This is a genomic window from Corynebacterium sp. ACRPQ, assembly GCF_022347225.1.
Taxonomy (GTDB): domain Bacteria; phylum Actinomycetota; class Actinomycetes; order Mycobacteriales; family Mycobacteriaceae; genus Corynebacterium; species Corynebacterium tuberculostearicum_D.
Genome location: NZ_JAKRNF010000007.1, coordinates 56,354 through 76,466, shown reverse-complemented (window position 1 = coordinate 76,466; position 20,113 = coordinate 56,354). Strand labels below are relative to the sequence as shown.

The 20,113-nt window shown below is 63.8% G+C and carries 19 protein-coding genes; 9 read left to right on the top strand and 10 right to left on the bottom strand.

Annotated elements, in window-relative coordinates:
* Window positions 1-10 precede the first annotated feature (10 nt).
* Together MHY24_RS05895 and MHY24_RS05890 are read left to right on the top strand one after the other, a co-directional pair.
* Window positions 11-847 carry a PHB depolymerase family esterase gene (locus MHY24_RS05895; RefSeq protein WP_239228683.1) on the top strand — a complete coding sequence of 279 codons (837 nt, stop codon included), beginning with the start codon at window positions 11-13 and terminating at the stop codon, window positions 845-847.
* A 63-nt stretch (window positions 848-910) separates the two neighbouring features.
* Complete coding sequence (locus MHY24_RS05890) at window positions 911-1,921, top strand: HNH endonuclease signature motif containing protein (protein ID WP_239228682.1); 1,011 nt, start codon at window positions 911-913, stop codon at window positions 1,919-1,921.
* 15 nt (window positions 1,922-1,936) lie between these two features.
* Here MHY24_RS05890 and rlmB read toward each other — a convergent pair whose 3' ends face one another.
* Genes rlmB through MHY24_RS05865 form a run of 5 tightly spaced genes read right to left on the bottom strand, consistent with a single transcriptional unit; the run spans window position 1,937 to window position 6,120 of the window.
* Window positions 1,937-2,884, bottom strand: coding sequence for a 23S rRNA (guanosine(2251)-2'-O)-methyltransferase RlmB (gene rlmB, locus MHY24_RS05885; protein WP_005325725.1), 948 nt, complete (start codon window positions 2,882-2,884; stop codon window positions 1,937-1,939).
* Window positions 2,885-2,906: 22 nt separating this feature from the next.
* Complete coding sequence (gene cysS, locus MHY24_RS05880) at window positions 2,907-4,295, bottom strand: cysteine--tRNA ligase (RefSeq protein ID WP_239228681.1); 1,389 nt, start codon at window positions 4,293-4,295, stop codon at window positions 2,907-2,909.
* A gap of 44 nt (window positions 4,296-4,339) precedes the next feature.
* Window positions 4,340-4,822 carry a 2-C-methyl-D-erythritol 2,4-cyclodiphosphate synthase gene (gene ispF / locus MHY24_RS05875; protein WP_204610983.1) on the bottom strand — a complete coding sequence of 161 codons (483 nt, stop codon included), beginning with the start codon at window positions 4,820-4,822 and terminating at the stop codon, window positions 4,340-4,342.
* On the bottom strand, window positions 4,815-5,564 hold the full coding sequence (gene ispD, locus MHY24_RS05870; RefSeq protein WP_239193290.1) for a 2-C-methyl-D-erythritol 4-phosphate cytidylyltransferase: 750 nt from the start codon (window positions 5,562-5,564) through the stop codon (window positions 4,815-4,817). The genes ispF and ispD overlap by 8 nt, the downstream gene beginning before the upstream one ends.
* Entirely contained in the window at window positions 5,536-6,120 is a 585-nt protein-coding gene (locus tag MHY24_RS05865) for a CarD family transcriptional regulator (RefSeq protein ID WP_204610979.1), read from the bottom strand. Before MHY24_RS05865 ends, ispD begins: the two co-directional genes overlap by 29 nt.
* A 192-nt stretch (window positions 6,121-6,312) precedes the next feature.
* Between MHY24_RS05865 and MHY24_RS05860 the strand changes: the two genes are divergently transcribed.
* Both MHY24_RS05860 and radA read left to right on the top strand, forming a co-directional pair.
* Window positions 6,313-6,900, top strand: a complete 588-nt coding sequence (locus MHY24_RS05860; RefSeq protein ID WP_239193288.1) for a hypothetical protein — start codon at window positions 6,313-6,315, stop codon at window positions 6,898-6,900.
* A 73-nt stretch (window positions 6,901-6,973) separates the two neighbouring features.
* Entirely contained in the window at window positions 6,974-8,344 is a 1,371-nt protein-coding gene (gene radA / locus MHY24_RS05855) for a DNA repair protein RadA (protein WP_239228680.1), read from the top strand.
* Window positions 8,345-8,347: 3 nt separating this feature from the next.
* Here the strand turns inward: radA and MHY24_RS05850 are convergent, their stop codons facing one another.
* Together MHY24_RS05850 and MHY24_RS05845 are read right to left on the bottom strand one after the other, a co-directional pair.
* Window positions 8,348-9,052: a hypothetical protein gene (locus tag MHY24_RS05850; RefSeq protein ID WP_204610976.1), complete on the bottom strand. Its 705-nt coding sequence runs from the start codon at window positions 9,050-9,052 to the stop codon at window positions 8,348-8,350.
* Window positions 9,053-9,114: 62 nt separating this feature from the next.
* Window positions 9,115-9,729, bottom strand: a complete 615-nt coding sequence (locus MHY24_RS05845; protein ID WP_239228679.1) for a carbonic anhydrase — start codon at window positions 9,727-9,729, stop codon at window positions 9,115-9,117.
* A gap of 35 nt (window positions 9,730-9,764) precedes the next feature.
* Here MHY24_RS05845 and MHY24_RS05840 point away from each other — a divergent pair, with 35 nt between their 5' ends.
* Complete coding sequence (locus MHY24_RS05840; RefSeq protein WP_204610974.1) at window positions 9,765-10,625, top strand: A/G-specific adenine glycosylase; 861 nt, start codon at window positions 9,765-9,767, stop codon at window positions 10,623-10,625.
* A gap of 56 nt (window positions 10,626-10,681) precedes the next feature.
* Here MHY24_RS05840 and MHY24_RS05835 read toward each other — a convergent pair whose 3' ends face one another.
* The gene (locus tag MHY24_RS05835) at window positions 10,682-10,852 is read right to left on the bottom strand and encodes a DUF4236 domain-containing protein (protein WP_080970400.1); all 171 of its coding nucleotides are present in this window, start codon (window positions 10,850-10,852) and stop codon (window positions 10,682-10,684) included.
* Window positions 10,853-10,994: 142 nt separating this feature from the next.
* Here MHY24_RS05835 and MHY24_RS05830 point away from each other — a divergent pair, with 142 nt between their 5' ends.
* Window positions 10,995-12,122 (top strand): lipase family protein, encoded by a 1,128-nt coding sequence (locus MHY24_RS05830; RefSeq protein ID WP_239228678.1) that lies wholly within the window; start codon window positions 10,995-10,997, stop codon window positions 12,120-12,122.
* Window positions 12,123-12,211: 89 nt separating this feature from the next.
* On the opposite strand, the gene MHY24_RS05825 is transcribed toward MHY24_RS05830, so the two are convergent.
* Window positions 12,212-14,968: an ATP-dependent Clp protease ATP-binding subunit gene (locus tag MHY24_RS05825; protein ID WP_239228677.1), complete on the bottom strand. Its 2,757-nt coding sequence runs from the start codon at window positions 14,966-14,968 to the stop codon at window positions 12,212-12,214.
* A 216-nt stretch (window positions 14,969-15,184) separates the two neighbouring features.
* Between MHY24_RS05825 and MHY24_RS05820 the strand changes: the two genes are divergently transcribed.
* Window positions 15,185-16,384: a serine/threonine protein kinase gene (locus MHY24_RS05820; RefSeq protein WP_239228676.1), complete on the top strand. Its 1,200-nt coding sequence runs from the start codon at window positions 15,185-15,187 to the stop codon at window positions 16,382-16,384.
* A gap of 13 nt (window positions 16,385-16,397) precedes the next feature.
* Here MHY24_RS05820 and MHY24_RS05815 read toward each other — a convergent pair whose 3' ends face one another.
* Window positions 16,398-17,819, bottom strand: coding sequence for an MDR family MFS transporter (locus MHY24_RS05815; RefSeq protein WP_239228675.1), 1,422 nt, complete (start codon window positions 17,817-17,819; stop codon window positions 16,398-16,400).
* Between the two features lie 112 nt (window positions 17,820-17,931).
* On the opposite strand from MHY24_RS05815, the gene MHY24_RS05810 reads away from it, so the two are divergent.
* Window positions 17,932-19,368, top strand: coding sequence for a GuaB1 family IMP dehydrogenase-related protein (locus MHY24_RS05810; protein ID WP_239228674.1), 1,437 nt, complete (start codon window positions 17,932-17,934; stop codon window positions 19,366-19,368).
* A gap of 77 nt (window positions 19,369-19,445) precedes the next feature.
* Complete coding sequence (locus MHY24_RS05805) at window positions 19,446-20,078, top strand: Abi family protein (RefSeq protein ID WP_239228673.1); 633 nt, start codon at window positions 19,446-19,448, stop codon at window positions 20,076-20,078.
* Window positions 20,079-20,113 lie beyond the last annotated feature (35 nt).

The following is a 20,113-nucleotide window of genomic DNA, read 5'->3' as shown; positions in this document are numbered from 1 at the left end:
CTGGGCGGCTATGCACGTACACCGCCGCACCGCGGATGTGGATGGCCGCACCCGCCGCTTCCTCGTCATCGCGCCGGATAACCCCGGCCCGCGCCCGGACCTCTTGCTCTTCTTCCACGGCTCGCTGCAGTCCGGCAGCGTGATGCGCCGTTTTACTAACGGCACCTTCGACGAGCTTGCCGACGCCACCAATACCGTCCTTGTCTACCCCGACGGCGTCGACCGCCATTTCAACGATTGCCGCAGCATCCTGCCCGTCACCGCCCGCGCGGAGAACGTGGACGACGTTGCCTTCGCCGCCTTCCTCGTCGAGGAGATGCGGCGCGAATTCGGCACCGACCGCACTTTTGCCTGCGGCTACTCCAACGGCGGGCAGATGGTGCTTCGCCTGCTTTTCGACGCCCCCTTCAACCTCAACCGCGCCTGCATCTTCGCCTCCACCCTGGGCGAGGGCGAGAACCACGCGCCCAGCAACCCGGCAGGCTACCGGCCCACGCCGCTGCTGTTTTTCCACGGCACCGCCGATCCATACGCGCCGTATGAGGGCGGCATCGCCGGGCTGGATGCCGAGCGCACCCGCGGCCGTGTGCTTTCCGCACCGGCCACCGCCGAGCACTTCGCGCTGGCCAATGGCTGCCAGCCACCCCGCGACTACCACCCCACCGCGGATGTCACCGCTACCGCATACGACGGCGATTTTCCCGTCGAGCTGTGGACCATGGAGGGCCTCGGCCACGTGATTCCCTCTAGCATGAAAACCGACCCACGCATAGGTCCAAATACGGATTCCTTCCGCGCTGTGGATAAGGTCCGCGAGTTCTTCGGCCTCGACGACGCCGAGGCCTAGTTATCCACACCCGCACCCAGCGCACCGCGCGCCGGCGTGCACCCGCACTTAACGTGTGGAGCCGTGAACGCGCTACAGAAATTCTTGACAGGCCTGGCCGCCGGCATGGACATTATCGCCGACTGCCACGGCCTTACTAAGCGCGCGCTTATCGACGCCGGCTGCCCCGACACCACCGCCGCCCGCCTCCTTACCCTCGCCGATACCTACTTCGGCCCCACCGCCTTTCGCCGGCTCCAGCGCGAATCCATCGCCGCGGCCCGCACCAACGAGCACAGCCTCACCGCGCTGCTGGCCATCGAGCGCCACGCCACCAAGCTGAAGAGTAAGCGCCAGGCCTGGGCGCTGCGGCGGGAGCTATGTGGGATGAAGGGGGACGTGTCGGACGTCGACAAGCAGGGGCGCAAGCGCGTGCGCGAGATTAAAGGCCCGCCGCAGCGCAAGCCCGGTGTCAAGCTCTACCGCCGCGCCGATGGGCCGTGGACCATGACGATTACCGGCAAGTCTGCGGACATCGCGGATATGCACGCCGCGCTCGATAAGGACGCCCCACTCGATTCGGTGCGCAAGATTTTTCAAGGCACCGCCGCGGCCTCCCCCACGGCCGTGACCACCAATGTGGTGCTGCGCTTGGACGAGCTCGACCGCGTCGTCGACACCGCGGGCGATGACATCACCCTGCAGCTCACCAATGGAGCCCGGATGACCGGCGCGGACCTAGTGCGTCGCGCATTTACCGCGCACGGCTATGTGACTCTCATCCACCCTGTGAAAGGCCCGGTGAACCTGTACCGCACCGAGCGGCTCGCCTCGCCGAAGCAGCGCACCATGGCCGCCGCGGAAAATCCCACCTGCCCGTGGCCGCAGTGCAATTACCCCGCCGATGAGTGCCAAGTCCACCACCTCACCGCGTGGCGCCACGGCGGCGAGACCAACCCCGAAAATCTCACCATCGCCTGTCCGTACCACAACGGCGTCAACGACGATGACCCCAACGCCCCGCCGCTGCGCGGCCGCCTGGCCAGGGTGAATGGAACCATTAAGTGGCTGCCACCCTGGGCGGAAAGCGGCTAGAAACCTCGCCGGAGGTTACTGGGCCGCGCGGCGCTGGCGTGCGAATTCGGAGAGCACGGAACCGGCCGCGACGGAAGCATTAAGGGACTCGACCCAGTCCGTCATCGGGATGGACATGATGACGTCGCAGTTTTCGCGTACGAGGCGGGAGATACCCTTGCCTTCGGAGCCGATGACGATGACCACGGGATCCGTCGCGCCGTTATAGGTATCCAGCGTGTGCTCGCCGCCGGCGTCCAGGCCGACAACCTGGTAGCCGCTCTTTTGGAATTGCTGCACGGTGCGGGTGATATTCGTCGCGCGGGCGACCGGCAGGCGCGCCGCCGTGCCGGCCGAGGTACGCCACGCCACCGCGGTCACGGACGCGGAGCGGCGCTCGGGGATAATGACGCCGTCGCCGCCAAAGGCCGCCACGGAGCGGATGACCGCGCCGAGGTTGCGCGGATCGGTGATGTTATCCAGGATGACGAACATGCCTGGGCGTGCGTTCTCGGCCGCACGGGCGATGAGCTCGTCGACGTCGGCGTACTTATACGGCGGGATCTGCAGCCCGATGCCCTGGTGCATGCCGTTACCGGTCATGCGGTCCATCTCGTGGCGTTGCACCTCGATGATGGGGATATTGCGGGTATTGCACATGGCCACGGCCTCGGACAGGCGCTTGTCGTTGCGGGTACCGGCCACGATGTAGAGCGTGGTGGCCGGCACCTTGGCGTGCAGGCACTCGATGACCGGGTTGCGGCCCACAACCATCTCGGCGGTCTCCTTCTGGTGGCGGCCGGAGTTGCGGCGGTCGCGCTCCAGCTTGGCCTTGTGCTTGGCGTGGTAGATGCGGTCCTCTGCCTTGGGCGTCGGGCCTTTGCCGGCCAAGCCCTTGCGGCGCTGGCCGCCGGAGCCCTTGGTTGCGCCCTTCTTATTGGTCTTGCGGATTCCCGCGCCACCGCGGCCGTGGGTACGTGCCATAATTTATGTCCTTTCGGAGTGCTTAACGCTGCGCCAGCGACCAGGTCGGGCCGTCTGGGGTATCGGTGATGGTGATGCCGGCGGCCGCGAGGCGGTCTCGGACGGCGTCGGCAGTAGCGAAGTCCTTGTCCGCGCGCGCCTGGGTGCGCCGCTCCAGCTCAGCTTGTACCAGCGCATCCAGCGCGGCATCCGCCCCGCTAGCTTGCGCTCCATCTTCCCACTCCAGCGGGTCAAAGCCAAGTACGTGTGCCATCGCGCGGACCTGGCCAGCCAGCGTGCGCGCCTCGGCCTCATCGCCGGCCGCGAGCGCCTTATTGCCAGCGCGGACGGTGGTGTGGATTTCCGCCAGGGCCTTGGGCACCGCGATGTCATCATTCATCGCGTCTTCAAAGCTCTGAGTCCACTCGCCAAGCTCCAGATCGTCAAAGTGGCCGAGGAAGTCTTCGATGCGGCGGTAGCCAGCGGCGGCCTCGGTAAGCGCGGTCTCGGAGTACTCCAGCACGGAGCGGTAGTGTGCCGAGCCCAGGTAGTAGCGCAGCTCCACCGGGCGCACCAGCTCCAGCATATTCGGGATGGACAGCACGTTGCCCAGGGACTTCGACATCTTCTCGCCCGACATCGTCACCCAGTGGTTGTGCATCCAGTAGTTGGCGAACTTATCGCCGGCCGCATGCGACTGCGCGATCTCGTTCTCGTGGTGCGGGAACTGCAGGTCCAGGCCGCCGCAGTGGATATCGAAATTAGAGCCCAGGTAATAGGTGGACATGGCCGAGCACTCCAGGTGCCAGCCAGGGCGGCCGTCGCCCCACGGGGTGGGCCAGCTGGGCTCGCCCGGCTTCGCGGCCTTCCACAAGGCAAAGTCCTGGGCGCCGCGCTTGGCGGAATCCTCGCCTTCGCCCTGCTCCATTTCCTCTACCTTGTTGCCAGACAGCGAACCGTAATCGGAGCCTTCGGCCTTGGTCCAGGCGGCGACGTCGAAGTAGACGGAGCCGTCGGCGGGGTAGGCAAAGCCGGCGTCGATAAGCCGCTGCATATAGTCGACCATCTGGGTGACAAAGCCGGTCGCGCGCGGCTCGACAGAAGGCGGGATGACTCCCAGGGTGTTATAGGCCTTGGTGAACTCGCGCTCATAGGTGGACACCCATTCCCACCAGGGTCGATTATTCTCGGCCGCCTTGGTGAGGATCTTGTCATCGATATCGGTGACGTTGCGCACCAGGGCTACGTCATAGCCTTGGGCGAGCAGCCAGCGGCGCAGGATGTCGAAGGCGACGCCGGAGCGCAGGTGCCCGATGTGCGGCTGGGCCTGCGGGGTGGCGCCGCACAGGTAAATGGAGGCGTGGCCGGGGCGAATCGGCTCGAAATCGCGTTGGCTGCGGGTGGCTGTGTCATAAATGCGCAAAGTACTCACGCCACCCAGTCTAATTGACGCGTGCGCGGGGTTAGTGTGGTGGGCTAGGCGCGCCAGACGACGGCCGTGGCAACCGCCGCGCGGCCCTCCTTACGGCCGGTAAAGCCCATATGGTCCGTCGTCGTGGCGGAGACGGACACGGGGGCACCAAGGATTTCGCTCAGTACCGCTTCGGCCTCTTCGCGGCGAGGGCCCATCTTGGGGGTCTGGCCGATGAGCTGGGCTGCGGCATTGCCGATGATAAAGCCTTCGGATTCGAGCAGTTCGCGGCATTCGCGCAGCAGTTTCGCCCCGGAAACGCCGTCGTATTCGGGCCGGCCGACGCCCACGAAGGAGCCAAGGTCGCCGAGGTGGGCAGCGGATAAGAGGGCGTCGACAAGCGCGTGCGCTACGACGTCGCCATCGGAGTGGCCTTCGCAGCCAGCATCGCCCTCGAAGAGCAGGCCGGCGATCCAGCAGTCCTTGCCGGCCTCGATCTGGTGGGCGTCGGTGGCGATGCCAACGCGCGGGATAATCGGGTTAGTCATGGGTCTCCTCGGTCAGGGCGTGGGCCAGGGTGAGATCGATGGGCGTGGTGATTTTGAACGCCAGGGTATCGCCCGGCACGGTTGCCACGCGCTCGCCGTGCCATTCCATGAGGCTGGCGTCATCCGTGGCGGTGAATTCGGGCTGCTCGGCCCAATAATCGAGGTTGGCCTGGCGCAGCGCGGACAGGCGGAAAGCCTGCGGGGTTTGCACGGCGCGCAGGCGGGAGCGGTCGGGAGTGCTCACCACGGCGTCGGCCGCGACTTCCTTGATGGTATCGGCCACGGGAACCACGGGCACGGCCGCTGGGGCGCCTTCGAGCACGCGCTTGGCGACGTCCCGCACCATCGCCGCCGGAGTCAGCGCCCGGGCCGCATCGTGGATGAGTACCACGGCGTCGTCGTCGGGGATTGCCTGGAGGCCGGCCCACACGGAATCGGCGCGCTCGCTGCCACCGTGCACGAGGCGGATGGGTGCGGCGTTGGTGGCGTTTTTGCCGTCTGCGGTGTCGATGCGGCCGATGATGCGGGCTGCCTCGGGCTCCATGTCTGGGCTGACCAGCACGATGACCTCATCGACCACGCCGGAGGCCAGCAGCGCGCGCACGGAGCGCTCTAGGAGGGTGCGCCCGCGCAGCTCGACATAAGCCTTGGGCACCTCGGCACCGAGGCGGGTGCCCTGGCCGGCGGCCGCGATGAGCGCGATGACGCGCGGTTTAGTCTTCGTCGTCGAAGGAGAGGTCATCGAGATCGATGTCGTTGTCGATATCGGTGGTGATGGACTTATCGTCTACCAATCCGGCCGCGTGGTGGCGCTCGATGGTGGCATCGATCTCCTCCATCATGGTGTCGGCCTTCTTCTCGTCGACCGGCTTGGCCAGCGCGAGCTCGCCCACCAGGATGGTACGGGCCTTGCCCAGCATGCGCTTCTCGCCGGCCGAGAGGCCACGATCCTGGTCGCGACGCCACAGGTCGCGAACGACCTCGGCGACCTTATTGATATCGCCGGAGGCCAAGCGCTCCTGGTTGGCCTTATAACGGCGGGACCAGTTGCCGGCCTCTTCGACGTCCTCGTCACGCAGCACGGAAAAGACCTTTTCCAGGCCCTCCTTGCCCACGACGTCGCGCACGCCGACGTTATCGGCGTTCTTGATGGGCACGCGGACGACTAGGTCGGACTGGTTGATGTGCAGCACCAAGTATTCCAGCGTCTCGCCGCCCATCTCGCGGGTCTCGATATCCTCGATGACGGCCGCACCGTGGTGCGGGTAGACGACGACCTCGCCGACCTTATACTCCATTGCCACTCCTTGTGTTCCCGTTTAATCCCGGTTGACTAAGGCCGCCATTTTATCACGAGCGGCCGCCCCGCCTGCGGATACCCCCGTATACCCCCATGGTCTACCCGCCCGGTTTGGGACTAACTGTGTACTTTATTGCCAAAGGGACTAGGCTAAAGCGTTGACAAGCCCTGTGATCGCAATTGATGGAGGATGCTCAACGTGCAGTCCCTGAAGTCCGCCGCCCGCCGCGGTGCCATTATTTCCGTAACCGCCGTCTCCGCTCTGGCGCTGGCTTCTTGCTCGGCGGGTCACGTCACCCAGACCGCTGACAAGGTGGCTGCGGTCGATGGCGCTTCTGCAAGCACGGAAGACAACAAGGTTGCGGTTCGCGATGTCACCATCTTGGTAGAACCGGACGGCACCGCTGCCTTGAAGTTCACCGCCGTAAACCAGGGCTACGATACCGATGTCATCTCCCTGGAGTCCGTAGAGGTCGACGGCCAGCGCGTCGAGATGGACAAGGCTCAGCCGCTGCACCGCGACCAGTCCATCATCGCGGATTCCCAGAAGAACCTGGACGCGACCACCCAGCAGGATTCTGAGACCGTCCAGTACATCGCCACCTCCCTGAAGAACGATGACTTTGGCTACGCCGGCGACCGCCCGGTTACCTTCGAGTTCTCCAATGGTTCCATCGACGTGGACGCCACCATTGCCGCCACCCAGATGCAGTCCGGCGAATTCGACCGCGACGTCGAGTCCTCCGAGGGCTACTCCTCCGAGGCTCCAAAGAACTAAGCCACGCCGCCCAAAATCACCGCCTCCAGCCCGTTTCGGGCCGGAGGCGTTTGCGTGTTTTAGGCTAGAGGCCATGGCCAAGAAATCTCGCCCCATCCATACCTGTTCCGAATGCGGCTACGTCTCGCCGAAGTGGCTCGGCCGCTGCCCCGACTGCGGGTCTTGGGGCACGTTGGAGGAAAGGGCGCCGGTGGTGGCGGGGCCTGGGACAGCGGGGGCGTCGGCAAGCAAGGGCGTAGCGCCGTCGAGCCCGGCGCAGCCGATTACCAAGATTGGGGCGCAGGCGACCAAGACGGTGCGCACCGGCATCGGCGAGCTCGACCGCGTGCTAGGAACCGGCATTGTGCCCGGCTCAGTGGTGCTCATGGCCGGCGAGCCGGGCGTGGGCAAATCCACGCTGCTGCTGGAAGTAGCCTCGCGGTGGGCCCAGCTCGGCCGCACCGTGCTCTATGCGACGGCCGAGGAATCGGCCGGCCAGGTCCGCTCCCGCGCCGAGCGCACCGGGGCGCTCCAGGAATCGCTGTACTTGGCGGCCGAGTCCAACTTGGATGCGGTCTTTGGCCACGTGGATAAGCTCAAGCCGAGCCTCATCATCGTCGATTCGGTGCAGACCATGCACGCCGTGGGCGTGGAGGGCGTATCGGGCGGCGTGGCGCAATCGCGCGCGGTAACGGCCGCGCTGACCTCCCTGGCGAAATCCACCGGCATTCCGGTGCTGCTGGTGGGCCACGTGACCAAGGATGGCAACGTCGCCGGCCCGCGCGTGCTGGAGCATCTTGTCGACGTCGTCTTGAACTTCGAGGGCGACCGCCAATCCAGCCTGCGTATGCTGCGCGGCATCAAGAATCGCTTTGGCGCCACCGACGAGGTGGGGTGCTTCGAGCAGACGGCCGGCGGCATTCGGGAAGTCGCGGACCCTTCCGGGCTGTTTCTATCGCACCGCGGCACGACGCCGGATGGTTCGGCCGTAACGGTCGCAATGGACGGCGTGCGGCCGATACTCGCGGAGGTGCAGGCGCTGACGGTGGACCCGGTGGCGAAGAACCCGCGGCGCGTGGTGACCGGGCTAGATTCCAACCGCGTGCCGATGGTGCTCGCAGTTCTGCAGGCGCGCGCCGGCCAGCGCACCAACGACAAGGATGCTTATGTCGCCACGGTGGGTGGCATGCGGATTACGGAAACCGCGACGGATCTGGCGGTGGCGCTGGCAACATGGTCCTCGCTGCACGAACAGCCGCTGCCAGCCAAGACGGTGGTCATCGGCGAGGTGGGCCTGGCCGGCGAGTTGCGGCCGGTGCCCAATGTGGAGCGGCGCTTGATGGAGGCCGCGCGGCTGGGCTACAAGCACGCGCTCGTCCCGCGCGGGGATATCGAGCCGGTCGAAGGCATGCAGGTGCGCCAGGCCGGGACGCTGGGGCAGGCCATCGCCGCGGTGTCAGGGTAGCGCCTAGCGCAGGGTGAAGTCCTGCGGCGGGGAGGAGTTATCGCCGATGACGGTGTGGGCAAAGTAGGCACCGGGCTCGGCCGCGGGGCGGTCGGTGCACTCGCCCGGTTTGGAGGCCTGGCGGGACCATTCGGCCTCGAATTTCACGTCCTTGCCGGCCGGGAAGGTTTGCGAGCCGGTCTGCACGGAGGCATAGCAATCCGTATCGGACCACACGCGCTCGTTATCGGCCATCTTGTAGACCTCGAAGCGCAGCAGATTCTTATCTAGGTCGATTTTGCAGTCCGCGGCCGTGGGGTTGGTGACGGTCATGAAGAACTTCGGCAGCTCGCCTTCCGGCACGGAGTAGTTCAACATGGAGGTGCGGACATCGAGATCCGCGAGTTCGCAGGTCTTCTTGGCTGCCTCGGAGCTTGCAGGCGCAGCGCTCGACGGCTCGCTTTCGGCCGCCTTGCTTTCCGATGCCCCCTCGGCCGACGTCTTCGTCTCCGAGACGGTCCCGGAGGATTCGGGGGCGGCAGAGGAGGAGGTTTCCTCATCTGCGGACGTAGGGGCAGGTGCGGCGGTATCGGCCGGCTCCTCGCTGCTGCCCCCGAAGGCGGCCACGGCCGCCCAGATCAGCACCACGGCCAACACGAGCACGATGATGAGCGCAGCCACGCGGCGGCGCTTGTAGATCTCTTCTGGTAGGGGCTTTTTCTGCGTCACACTGTCAATTTTAAGCGGTGGGCGCGGGCCGGTGCGCTAAGCCCGCGCCGCGTGTCAGGCCGCTACTTCACGCCAAGGGTCTGCAGGGTCTCCACGCTGGAGTCCTCCAGCAGGTAGCGCGCGCCGACGACGCCCAAGGCGCCCTCGTCGAGCAGGCGGCGGATGTTGGGCACGTTGGCGACTAGTTGGGCGACGGTCTGGCGGGTGTGTTCCCTCTCGACGTCGTCAGTCGTGGCCTTAGGGCCTGCCACCAGCGCGGAGGCAGCGACTTTTTCAATAATGGGGCGCTGCAGGCCGGTGGGCAGCTCGCCGCCGGCCACGAAGCCGGTAGCCGCACCGACCGCGCCGCAAGATTGATGGCCGAGGACCACCAAAAGGTTTGGCTTGAGGGCGGCGAGGGCGTAGTCGAGGGAGGCTAGGACGGCGTCGTCAAGAATGTGGCCGGCGGTGCGGATGACAAAGGCATCGCCGAAGCCAATATTGAATACGTGCTCGATAGGGGCGCGGGAATCGGAACAGGAAATGACTACCACGCGGGGATCCTGGCCGTGGGTAAGACCCTCGCGGTTATAGATCTCGCGCACGTCGACGGTCTCGCCGTCGAGAACGCGCTGGTTTCCGGCCTGGAGCGCCTCCCATACGGCTTGTGGTTCGTGGGCAACATTACGTAAAGACATAGGCCACATTCTAATGCCTTAGACTATCCCTCACGATGGATACGCAAGTTCTTCTTTCCTGGTTCGATGCCAATGAGCGCGACCTGCCGTGGCGCCGGCCTGGCACCAGCGCCTGGGGCGTGCTGCTCAGTGAGGTCATGAGCCAGCAAACCCCCGTCGCCCGCGTGGCCCCCGTGTGGGAGGAATGGATGCGGCGTTGGCCCACCCCTGCGGACTTCGCACAGGCTACCCGAGCGGAGGTGCTGCGCGCTTGGGGCAAACTGGGCTACCCGCGCCGTGCCCTGCGCCTGTGGGAGTGTGCGGGGGTAATTGGCAGCGGCGAAGTTCCCGCGGACGTCGATGAATTGCTACGCCTACCAGGCATTGGGGACTACACCGCGCGCGCTGTGGCGTGCTTTCACTATGGGGTAAATGTGCCGGTGGTCGATACCAATGTGCGGCGGGTTTATGCCCGGGCGGAAGAGGGCCGGTTCCTGGCGCCGCAGCCCGCGAAGCGAGAGTTGGCGGCCGTAGCCGAGCTTTTGCCGGCCGAGAATGGGCCGCGCTTTTCGGCCGCGCTCATGGAGTTGGGCGCGCTAGTGTGCACGGCGAAGAACCCCTCCTGCGAGCAGTGCCCGCTGCGCGCAAGCTGTGCGTGGCAGTTAGCTGGCCGGCCGGAGCCCAGCGCGCAGGAGCAGGCGCAGGCGAAAAAGCGCGTGCAGAAATTCGTGGGCACGGACCGGCAGGTGCGCGGCAAGATTTTGGATGTGCTGCGCGCGGCGGATGGGCCGGTGCCCCAGTCCGAGATTGATGTGGTCTGGCCCGATGCGGCACAGCGCTCCCGGGCGTTGGCTTCGCTGCTTGCCGACGGCCTCGCCGAACAAAACGACGCCGGCCTCTTCCACCTACCCATCTAGGGAGTTAATAACGGCCGGCTATATTCGCAGTTCGCGATCTTGCGGGTGTGATCTGTTTAACGCCACCGACCGCGGAAATTGAAGCCGCCGGGCAGATTTACCCACATTCCGCCGCGGGAATTAAACGTTACAGGTCCTACCTTGGTAGACATCGAGGCTCCGGAGCCAGAAACGTTAATCCAGCTATTCTTGCCGGTCTTTTTTCTTGAACGATACTGAAGTCCCATGAGCATATATTTTAACAATTCCGCTTCCGCCGTTCCTACTGACCGGTAGGTTTTGGATATGGAAAAGATTTGCATAAGGCTTTTAGCCGTTTGTTCACTGATTCTCGGTACCCTCTTAGTTCCACCAACAGCGCAGGCGGCGGTGACCTCGACCCGACCTTCGCCGCACGTGCTCGATGGCGTCGGCCGCGGGCAGGTATTCACGTATGACACCACTACGGATGATGGTCGGCCGATTCAGGCCTCGGCAACCTTATACGAGCCGAATACACCGTGGCGCGGCAAAGGCGAGCGGCCCACCATCATCTTTGCGCCCGGCACTCGCGGCGCAGGAGACCAGTGTGCACCATCGCGCGCCGGCATGGGACTGGGATCAGTGGGACTAAGCAAGGTCGGCTCCCCTACCATCAATGCGAACTACGAATACGGCTTCTATATGGGCGCACTCCAGCATGGCGCTCGCGTCATAGTCGCGGACCTTATCGGACTCGGCATGCCAGGGCACCACACCTACGTTAATCACATTGAAGAAGCACACGCCATGCTTGATGCCGCCCGCTCCGGCCTGGAACTGGCGCACGCTCCGCAGGACGCCCCTATTGGGTTTGCGGGCTACTCGCAGGGCGGCGGCGCTTCGCTAGCCGCTGCGGAATTCGCTGACTCTTATGCGCCCGAATTGAACGTGGCCGGAACCTACTCCGGCGCCCCGCCGGCTGACCTGCCCAAGGTCATGAAGGCCATCGACGGCTCTTCCATCGTCCACGTGCTGGGCTACGCCATCAACGGCTTTGCTGAGCGCGACCCTAAATTCCGCGATGCGGTCCTTGAAGAGTTCAATCCCCGCGGCATCGACTTTCTGCGCTCCGCGGCTACCACCTGTACCGGCGATTCCATCCTCATGTGGGGCTTTACCAACACCCGCCAACTCACCCGCACCGGGGAATCGCTATCCGAACTCGTAGAGCGCAAGCCCGTCATCAAGGAAACCTTGCTACGGCAGAATCAGGGCAAGCACCCGCTCAAGGGCCCGGCAATGATCGCCAGCTCGCCGCACGATGACCTCATCCCGCACGAGCAGGTCCGCGCCGTCGCAGGAGCCTACTGCCAGATGGGCGGGACCGTAGATTTCATGGCCGCACCCGGCACCGCGACCATCCCGGGCGCTGGCGCCGACCACGCGCTGCCGCTATACGTCAATATCCCGGTGGGCTTGAAGTACCTCTTTGACCGCTTCAACGGAAAACCGGCACCATCTAATTGTGCTGGCTAAATGGGGTCCGAGCCCGCGGAACTGCACATAAAAAGCCACCCAGCCTCGCAGGAAGCGAAGTGCTGGGTGGCTTTAACCGTTGAACCGAATTACATCGGCTGGCCGGCGCCTGCTGGCGGCGGGTTGTGGCCGTCGTCATCGGAGTCGGAACCAGAGCCGGACTCTAGGTCGGTTCCGGCGGCGGTGGAGCCGCCATCGCCCGGAACATCCGGGGTGATGGTGTCGGGGTCGCCGGCATCGGTGGAGTCGGCGTCGTTTTCGCGCACCTCGGCGTCGTCGAGCTGCGGCTCCTCGGTGTCCTCCGGCAGAGGCTTCGGACGCGGGCTGAAGGTGAACTTCGCGCCCGTGTTGTCCTTGGACTCGCCGTCCCAGCCCTCGACGTCGACGGTGATGATTTCGCCGGCGCCGATTTCGCCGAAGAGGATCTTCTCAGAGAGCTGGTCCTCAATCTCGCGCTGAATGGTGCGGCGCAGCGGACGAGCACCCAATACTGGGTCGAAGCCGCGCTTAGCCAGCAGGTCCTTTGCCTTCTGCGTGAGCTCGATGCCCATATCGCGCTCATCCAGTTGCTTGGCCACGCGGCCGATGAGCAGCTCGACCATCTCCACAATCTGCTCTTGGGTGAGCTGGTGGAAGACGACGATGTCATCGATACGGTTCAAGAACTCTGGGCGGAAGTGCTTCTTCAGCTCGTCGTTGACCTTCTGCTTCATCCGGTCGTACTGGGCATCCGCATCGTTTTCGGAGGAACCAGTAAAGCCCAAGCCCACCGGCTTCGAGATGTCCTGGGTGCCCAGGTTCGAGGTGAAGATGAGAACGGTGTTCTTGAAGTCGACGACGCGACCTTGGCCGTCAGTAAGGCGGCCATCTTCCAGCACCTGCAGGAGGGTGTTGTAGATCTCCTTGTGGGCCTTCTCAATCTCATCGAAAAGCACAACGGAGAACGGCTTGCGGCGAACCTTCTCGGTCAGCTGGCCACCCTCTTCGTAGCCAACGTATCCCGGAGGAGCACCGAAGAGGCGGGAAGCGGTGAAGCGATCGTGGAACTCACCCATGTCGATCTGGATGAGGTCATCATCCGAACCGAAGAGGAAGTTAGCCAGGGACTTCGACAGCTCGGTCTTACCCACACCGGACGGGCCGGCGAAGATGAAGGAGCCGGACGGGCGGCGCGGATCCTTGAGGCCCGCACGGGTGCGGCGGATGGCGCGGGAGACGGACTTGACCGCCTCGTCCTGGCCAATGATGCGCTTGTGCAGCTCCTCTTCCATGTTGAGCAGACGGTTGGATTCCTTCTCCGTCAGCTTCAGCACCGGGATGCCGGTCCAGTGCGCCAAGACCTCAGCGATCTGGTCCTCGCCTACCTCGGCGATTTCCTCAAGGTCGCCAGAGCGCCACTGCTTTTCCTTCTCCGCGCGCTCCTCGCCCAGCTTGCGCTCCTTATCGCGCAGGCCGGCCGCCTTCTCAAAGTCCTGGGCATCGATGGCCGCTTCCTTTTCCTTGCGGACCTCAGCGATGCGGTCATCGACCTCGCGCAGGCCCTTCGGCGCGGTCATGCGCTTGATGCGCATGCGGGCGCCAGCCTCATCGAGGAGATCAACGGCCTTATCCGGCAAGAAACGGTCATTGATGTAGCGATCCGAGAGGGAAGCTGCAGCATGCAGCGCCTCATCGGTGTAGGACACGCGGTGGTGCGCTTCGTACTTATCGCGCAGGCCCTTCAGGATCAAGAAGGTGTCATCCAGGGAAGGCTCCTCCACCTTGACTGGCTGGAAGCGGCGCTCCAGGGCGGCATCCTTCTCGATGTGCTTGCGGTATTCCTCAAGGGTCGTAGCACCGATGGTCTGCAGCTCGCCACGAGCCAGCTTCGGCTTGAGCAGCGAGGCTGCATCGATGGCGCCTTCAGCAGCACCAGCACCAACCAGGGTGTGGATCTCATCGATGAACAAGATGATGTCGCCGCGCTGGTTAATCTCCTTGAGCACCTTCTTCAGGCGTTCCTCAAAGTCACCGCGGTAACGGGAGCCAGCTACTAGGGAGCCCAGGTCCAGCGAGTAAAGCTGCTTGTCCTTAAGGGTCTCTGGAACCTTACCGTTGACGATGTCGAGCGCCAAGCCCTCAACGACTGCGGTCTTACCAACGCCCGGCTCACCGATGAGAACCGGGTTATTCTTCGTACGGCGAGACAGCACCTGCATGATGCGCTCTACCTCGGACTCACGGCCGACGACCGGATCGAGCTTGCCGTCCTTAGCTGCCTGGGTGAGGTTGCGGCCGAACTGGTCGAGCACCAGGGAATTGGAACGCTCGCCGGAACCGCCGGAGCCGCCACGGCCGCCTGCGCCGGCACCTGCGCCAACCGGACCGGAGCCCTGGCCGTTGGAGGAACCACCCTCCTGCTGGCCGCCCTCATAACCGGACAGCAGCTGGATAACCTGCTGGCGCACGCGCGGCAGGTCGGCGCCGAGCTTGGTCAACACCTGGGCGGCGACGCCATCGCCCTCGCGAATGAGACCCAATAGCAAGAACTCAGTACCGATGTACTTGTGTCCCATCTGCAGACCTTCGCGCAGGGAAAGCTCCAGCACCTTCTTGGCGCGTGGGGTAAAGGGGATGTGGCCGGTGTGCGGCTGGCTGCCTTGGCCGATGATTTCCTCGACCTCGCGGCGGACATCCTCCAGGGAGATACCCATGGATTCCAGCGCCTTGGCGGCTACGCCTTCGCCCTCATGGATAAGGCCGAGCAGGATGTGCTCGGTGCCGATGTAATTGTGGTTAAGCATGCGTGCTTCTTCCTGCGCCAAAACGATGACGCGGCGAGCACGATCGGTAAACCTCTCGAACATGATTCCCCTATACTTTCGCTTCTAATGTGATACCCACTCTAACGCGGCAGTCCGCCGATAATTTCCCGTTTTGTTCCCAGATGCCCGCAATACCGCCAGAATCCACCATATTCGCAGCTCACACGGGTGTACGCCGGTAGCGAACAGAGGCATGGGCATGTAATCTAGAATCGTTTTATTCCCTGCCCCTCCCCACTTTTTAAGGACATCGCGACCGTGCCCCAGCTTCCTGAGTTCTTTGCCACCCAACACAACCTGCACGAATTGGCCGTGTTGGATGAGGCGCCATCGTCTACCCTCTTTGCGGTCGAAGATGGAAACACGCACCAGCAGCTGAGCGTGGAAATCTTCGCGCCGGAAATTACCGGCGTGGTGGACAAGTCCACGGCACTGCATGGGTTGCACCATCCAGCCATCGCGCCGCTGGTGGGCACGGGCACTACCGCGGACGGGCAGGAATTCATCGTGCGCGAAGGGGTTTCCGGAACCCAACTTTCTGAGCTTCCTAATAATCTCAGCCGCGAGGAGGCCGCCGACGTCTTCGGCCCGTTGGCGGGTGCGGTGGACTTCCTAATTTCCCGCGGGCGGGCAGACTTTGCGGTGCATGGGCTAAGGGAGGCCCGAGTGGGCGTCGATAAGCAACGCCAGGTTTCGGTGCTGGCTGCGGCCGGCCCGGCCGGCGAAGAGCACGGCGATGCGGTGGCGGCGTTTGAGGAGCTCGTTGCCCGCAAATGCCCGGAGTATAAGCCCACTGGCACGGCCGAGAGCGCCAAGGATGTGGTGTCTCACCTGCGCCCGCAGCGCGATTTCGATACCGCGCAGATTCCCCGCGTGCAGGAGCCAGAACCGCGCCCTCAGCAGCAGTTCGCCCCGCCGCAACAGCCGCAACCGGTGGCCCAGCCCATGGCGCAGCCGCAGCAACCGATGGCACCCGCGCCGAAGAAGAAGGGCAAGGGCGGGCTCATTGCGCTCATCACGGTGCTGGCGGTGGCCGCGATTGCTGCTGCGGCCGCGCTGTGGTTCTTCCTGTCCTACCCCAGCTGGAATGATAAGGAGCAAAACCTCGCGGATGCGTACCCGGACTTGGTGGGCTCCCGCAGCGGCCAGGATGGCTTCGATGGGGCTAAGTGCTCCTCGCGCGAGCCGGAGCCTGGCCAGGAGGCCAAGATTTCCTGCGTGGGCGATGGGTTCAACTACATCGTGACCTACTACCCCAGCGTGGAGGAGCGCGATGCCATGCTTCCCGACGCCGAACCGGTCGAGCTTTCCAATGACCAGTGCACCATCCAAAGCTTTGAGACCACCGCGGATGTTCCTACCTACGTGATGGCCGTGGAAGGCACCCAGTCCGCATTCCTGGTCTGGGGCGATAAAGCTGAAGAGGAGCGGCTGAACCTGCCGCTGTGCGCCTCTTAATTTGTCCTCGTGCCTATTCCGCGGAGGGTACGCGCTTGAGGAACGGAGCCAGCACGACGACCACCAGCGAAAGCGCGCCGGCAAAAAGGAAGGCCCAGTGCGCGCCATGAGCCGTCGCGGCGGCCTCGTTCATGCCTTGGGCCGCGCCGGACTTGGTGCCACGGGTCAGGAAGGTCATCAGGAAGGCAGTGCCGGCCGCGCCCGCCAGCTGCTGCAGGGTATTGAGGATGGCGGAGCCGTGCGAGTAGAGCTCGTCTGGCAGGGAGGCCAGGGACGTCGTCATCAGCGGCGTCATCATAAGCGCAATGCCCAGGGCAAAAAGGATGTGCATGCCAATGACCATCCATACCGCACTGTCCTCATTGAGCAGGGTCATCAGCCACGTGCCCGCGGCTAGAAGCAGGGCGCCGGGGATCATGAGCGGGCGGGGCCCGTGGACGTCATAAAGGCGGCCGACCATCGGCGAGATGCCGCCTTGGAGCAAGCCGCCGGGCATGACGACGAGCCCGGTAACCAGCGAACTTACCGCCAGGGAGGTCTGCAGGTAGATGGGCAGGATATTGACCACGCCGAGTAATAGCCCAAACATGAGCAGCATGCCCAGTACCGCCACGGTGAAGTTGGGAACCGTAAACGGGCGCATGTCCAAAAGGGCGCGATTGTCCTTGGCCAGGCGCAGCTGGCGGCGGGTGAAAAGCGCCAAGGCCACGAGGCCAACGATGAGGACGATGATGTCTACGAGGCCATCTCCCTCCAGCATGTTTTCCAGGGACGATACGGCGTAGACCAATCCGCCGAAGGCGAAGACGGACAGGACGACGGACGGGAAATCCAGCGGGGTATCGCGCTTATCTCCCACGTTGACCAGGCGGAAATAGCCGGCGGCGCAGATGAGGCCAAGCAGCGGCACCATGGTCCAGAAGATGACGTGCCAGCTAGACATGCCCAACACGAAGCCGCCCACCGTGGGTCCGAGTGCTGGGGCCACGGAAATGACCACGGAGATAATGCCCATCACGCTGCCGCGGCGCTGCGGCGGGACGAGGGTCATCGCCACCGTCATCAGTGTAGGGATCATCAAGGCGGTGCCGGCCGCCTGGAATACGCGCCCCACCAGCAGCACGCCGAAGGCCGGGGCGAGCGCCGCCAGCACCGTACCGGCAAGAAATACGCCCGACGATGCCAAGAAGATCTGCCGGGTGGTGAACTTATCCATGAGAAAGCCGGTGGTCGGGATGACCACGCCCATGGTGAGGAGGAAACCGGTAAGCAGCCACTGGGCAGAGGTCGCGGGGATACCGAAGTCCGCCATGATGGTGGGCAGCGCCACCGACAGGGCGGTCTCGTTCAGGATCATCACCATCGCGCCGAGGACGAGGATGGTGAGGTTGATTTTTACCTCTGCGGAAATGTGGGGATCTGGTTTCTGAGACACCCAGACAGGATACTGAGGCCGCGGGTGCGGGGAAAGTCGAGGAGTATAGTTTTAGTGTCTTCATCCGCGCGGTGAGACCGCGCCACCCGAGCCTAAAGCGAGGTACACTCCAGTGCGATTTCTCAACGATTCCCACCCGCCATACGAATTGACCTACTCCGACGTTTTCATGGTGCCGAGCCACTCCGAGGTGGGCTCGCGCCAATCGGTAGACCTCACCACTGAGGACGGCACCGGAAATACCATCCCGCTCATCGTGGCCAATATGACTGCCGTGGCCGGGCGCCGCATGGCCGAGACTATTGCCCGGCGCGGCGGGCTGACCATCCTGCCACAGGACCTCTCCTTAGAAGCAGCCGCAGAAACCATCGCCTCTGTGAAGGCGGCGGATTTGGTCTATGACACCCCAATTACCGTTAAGCCGCACCACACCGTGGGCTATACCAGCAACCTTTTGCACAAGCGCGCCCATGGTGCCGCCATCGTGGTCGAGGGAGACATGCCGATCGGCATCATCACGCCGAAGGACCTGCGCGGACAGGATAACTTCACCGCCGTCGGCCAATTGATGACCACCGACTTGGTCACGCTGCCGGTGGGCATAGACCCGCAGGAGGCCTTTACCAAACTGCGCAAGACCTCCCGCAAGCTGGCGCCGGTGGTGAATCCAGACGGCACCCTGGCCGGCATCCTCACGCGGAAGGGTGCGGTGCGGGCGAAGATGTATAGGCCGGGCGTCGACAAGCAGGGCCGCCTGCACATTGGTGCTGCGGTGGGTATTAACGGCGATGTGGAAGGCCGCGCCCGCGCCTTGGCGGAGGCCGGTGCTGATGTGCTGGTCATCGATACCGCGCACGGGCACCAAGACAGCATGCTCAGGGCACTGCGCAAAGTCAAGGCTCTGAACCTGGGGCTTCCCATTACCGCAGGCAATATCGTGACGGCCGAAGGCGTGCGCGAGCTGGCCGCGGCCGGCGCGGACATTATCAAGGTCGGTGTGGGCCCGGGCGCGATGTGCACCACCCGCATGCAGACTGGCGTGGGCCGCCCGCAGTTCTCGGCCGTCCTGGAGTGCGCTGCGGCCGCCCGCGAGGTTGGCGCCCATGTTTGGGCCGACGGCGGCGTGCGCGACCCGCGCGATGTCGCCCTCGCACTGGCCGCGGGAGCTTCCAATGTCATGATTGGCTCTTGGTTCGCCGGCACCTTCGAGTCCCCAGGTGACCTGCACAAGGATGCCGACGGTGCCTTCTATAAGGAGTCCTTCGGCATGGCCTCGCGCCGGGCGGTGCGCGGCCGCAATTCCGATACCGAGGCCTTTGAGCGCGCCCGCCGCGAGATGTTCGAAGAGGGGATTTCTACTTCTCGCATCTACCTCGACCCCGAGCACGGCGGCGTAGAGCACCTGGTGGACCGGATTGTCTCTGGCGTGCGTTCCTCGTGCACCTACGCCGGCGCCGATTCCCTGGCCGCCTTCCACGAACGCGCGACCGTGGGCGTGCAATCCGCGGCCGGCTTTGCCGAGGGGCAGCCACGCGCCACAAACCGCTAAAACAATAACCCCAGTGATGTGCAGATGACCTGCAGGGATCGCTCTGGGGCTTTCAATGCGACACTACCATGGGAGCCATGACGCCACAATCAGCTACCCAACGCCAGCTAATTGAATGGTTTTCAGCTCCCAGAATGAAAAGGTTTCTCGATCATCCTGACCCGGCGGCTCTTTATCTATGGAACACCCGCATATCGAAGGCATTCCTAGAAGATATTCAGCACGCTGAGGTACTCCTGAGGAACCACATAGACACAGCACTCTCGGCCAAGTACGGCCCAGAGTGGTTTGACTCCCCAAAAATTCCTTTCACTTCCCAATCCAAGAAAGCAATAACAAAAGCCCAGAGACGCACCAATTTCAATAAGAATCGGAACACAGGAAAGGTAATCGCAGAATTGAATTTTGATTTCTGGCGATACCTGTTGACCACGACTTATCAGACGACGATCTGGCCATGCCTTCACTCCACCTTTTCCTCACGGGTTTCCCGAAAGGATTTCGAGGCTCAGGTACAAACCATTTACACCTTTCGAAACAGGGCAGCCCACCATGAACCCATCATTAGGGACTGCCGCGGCATGGAAGAGAAGCAATTGGACAACATATCAACAGCAATTCACAAAGTTTGTTCCTGGATCTCCCCGGAAGCGGCCTCCTGGATACTCGACCAGTCAAGAGTTCGAGTGCTAAGAAACCAGCGTCCCTAGAAGCCCTCCGCTCAGCACGTGCTACGTTGACAGAT

What these genes read in the sequence shown, in the direction of transcription:
- MHY24_RS05895 (WP_239228683.1), top strand. Translation starts at nt 11, where the DNA reads ATGCACGTACACCGCCGCACCGCGGATGTGGATGGCCGCACCCGCCGC.
- rlmB (WP_005325725.1), bottom strand. Translation starts at nt 2,884, where the DNA reads ATGGCACGTACCCACGGCCGCGGTGGCGCGGGAATCCGCAAGACCAAT.
- ispF (WP_204610983.1), bottom strand. Translation starts at nt 4,822, where the DNA reads ATGACTAACCCGATTATCCCGCGCGTTGGCATCGCCACCGACGCCCAC.
- ispD (WP_239193290.1), bottom strand. Translation starts at nt 5,564, where the DNA reads ATGACCTCTCCTTCGACGACGAAGACTAAACCGCGCGTCATCGCGCTC.
- MHY24_RS05865 (WP_204610979.1), bottom strand. Translation starts at nt 6,120, where the DNA reads ATGGAGTATAAGGTCGGCGAGGTCGTCGTCTACCCGCACCACGGTGCG.
- MHY24_RS05860 (WP_239193288.1), top strand. Translation starts at nt 6,313, where the DNA reads ATGCTCAACGTGCAGTCCCTGAAGTCCGCCGCCCGCCGCGGTGCCATT.
- radA (WP_239228680.1), top strand. Translation starts at nt 6,974, where the DNA reads ATGGCCAAGAAATCTCGCCCCATCCATACCTGTTCCGAATGCGGCTAC.
- MHY24_RS05845 (WP_239228679.1), bottom strand. Translation starts at nt 9,729, where the DNA reads ATGTCTTTACGTAATGTTGCCCACGAACCACAAGCCGTATGGGAGGCG.
- MHY24_RS05840 (WP_204610974.1), top strand. Translation starts at nt 9,765, where the DNA reads ATGGATACGCAAGTTCTTCTTTCCTGGTTCGATGCCAATGAGCGCGAC.
- MHY24_RS05835 (WP_080970400.1), bottom strand. Translation starts at nt 10,852, where the DNA reads ATGGGACTTCAGTATCGTTCAAGAAAAAAGACCGGCAAGAATAGCTGG.
- MHY24_RS05825 (WP_239228677.1), bottom strand. Translation starts at nt 14,968, where the DNA reads ATGTTCGAGAGGTTTACCGATCGTGCTCGCCGCGTCATCGTTTTGGCG.
- MHY24_RS05805 (WP_239228673.1), top strand. Translation starts at nt 19,446, where the DNA reads ATGACGCCACAATCAGCTACCCAACGCCAGCTAATTGAATGGTTTTCA.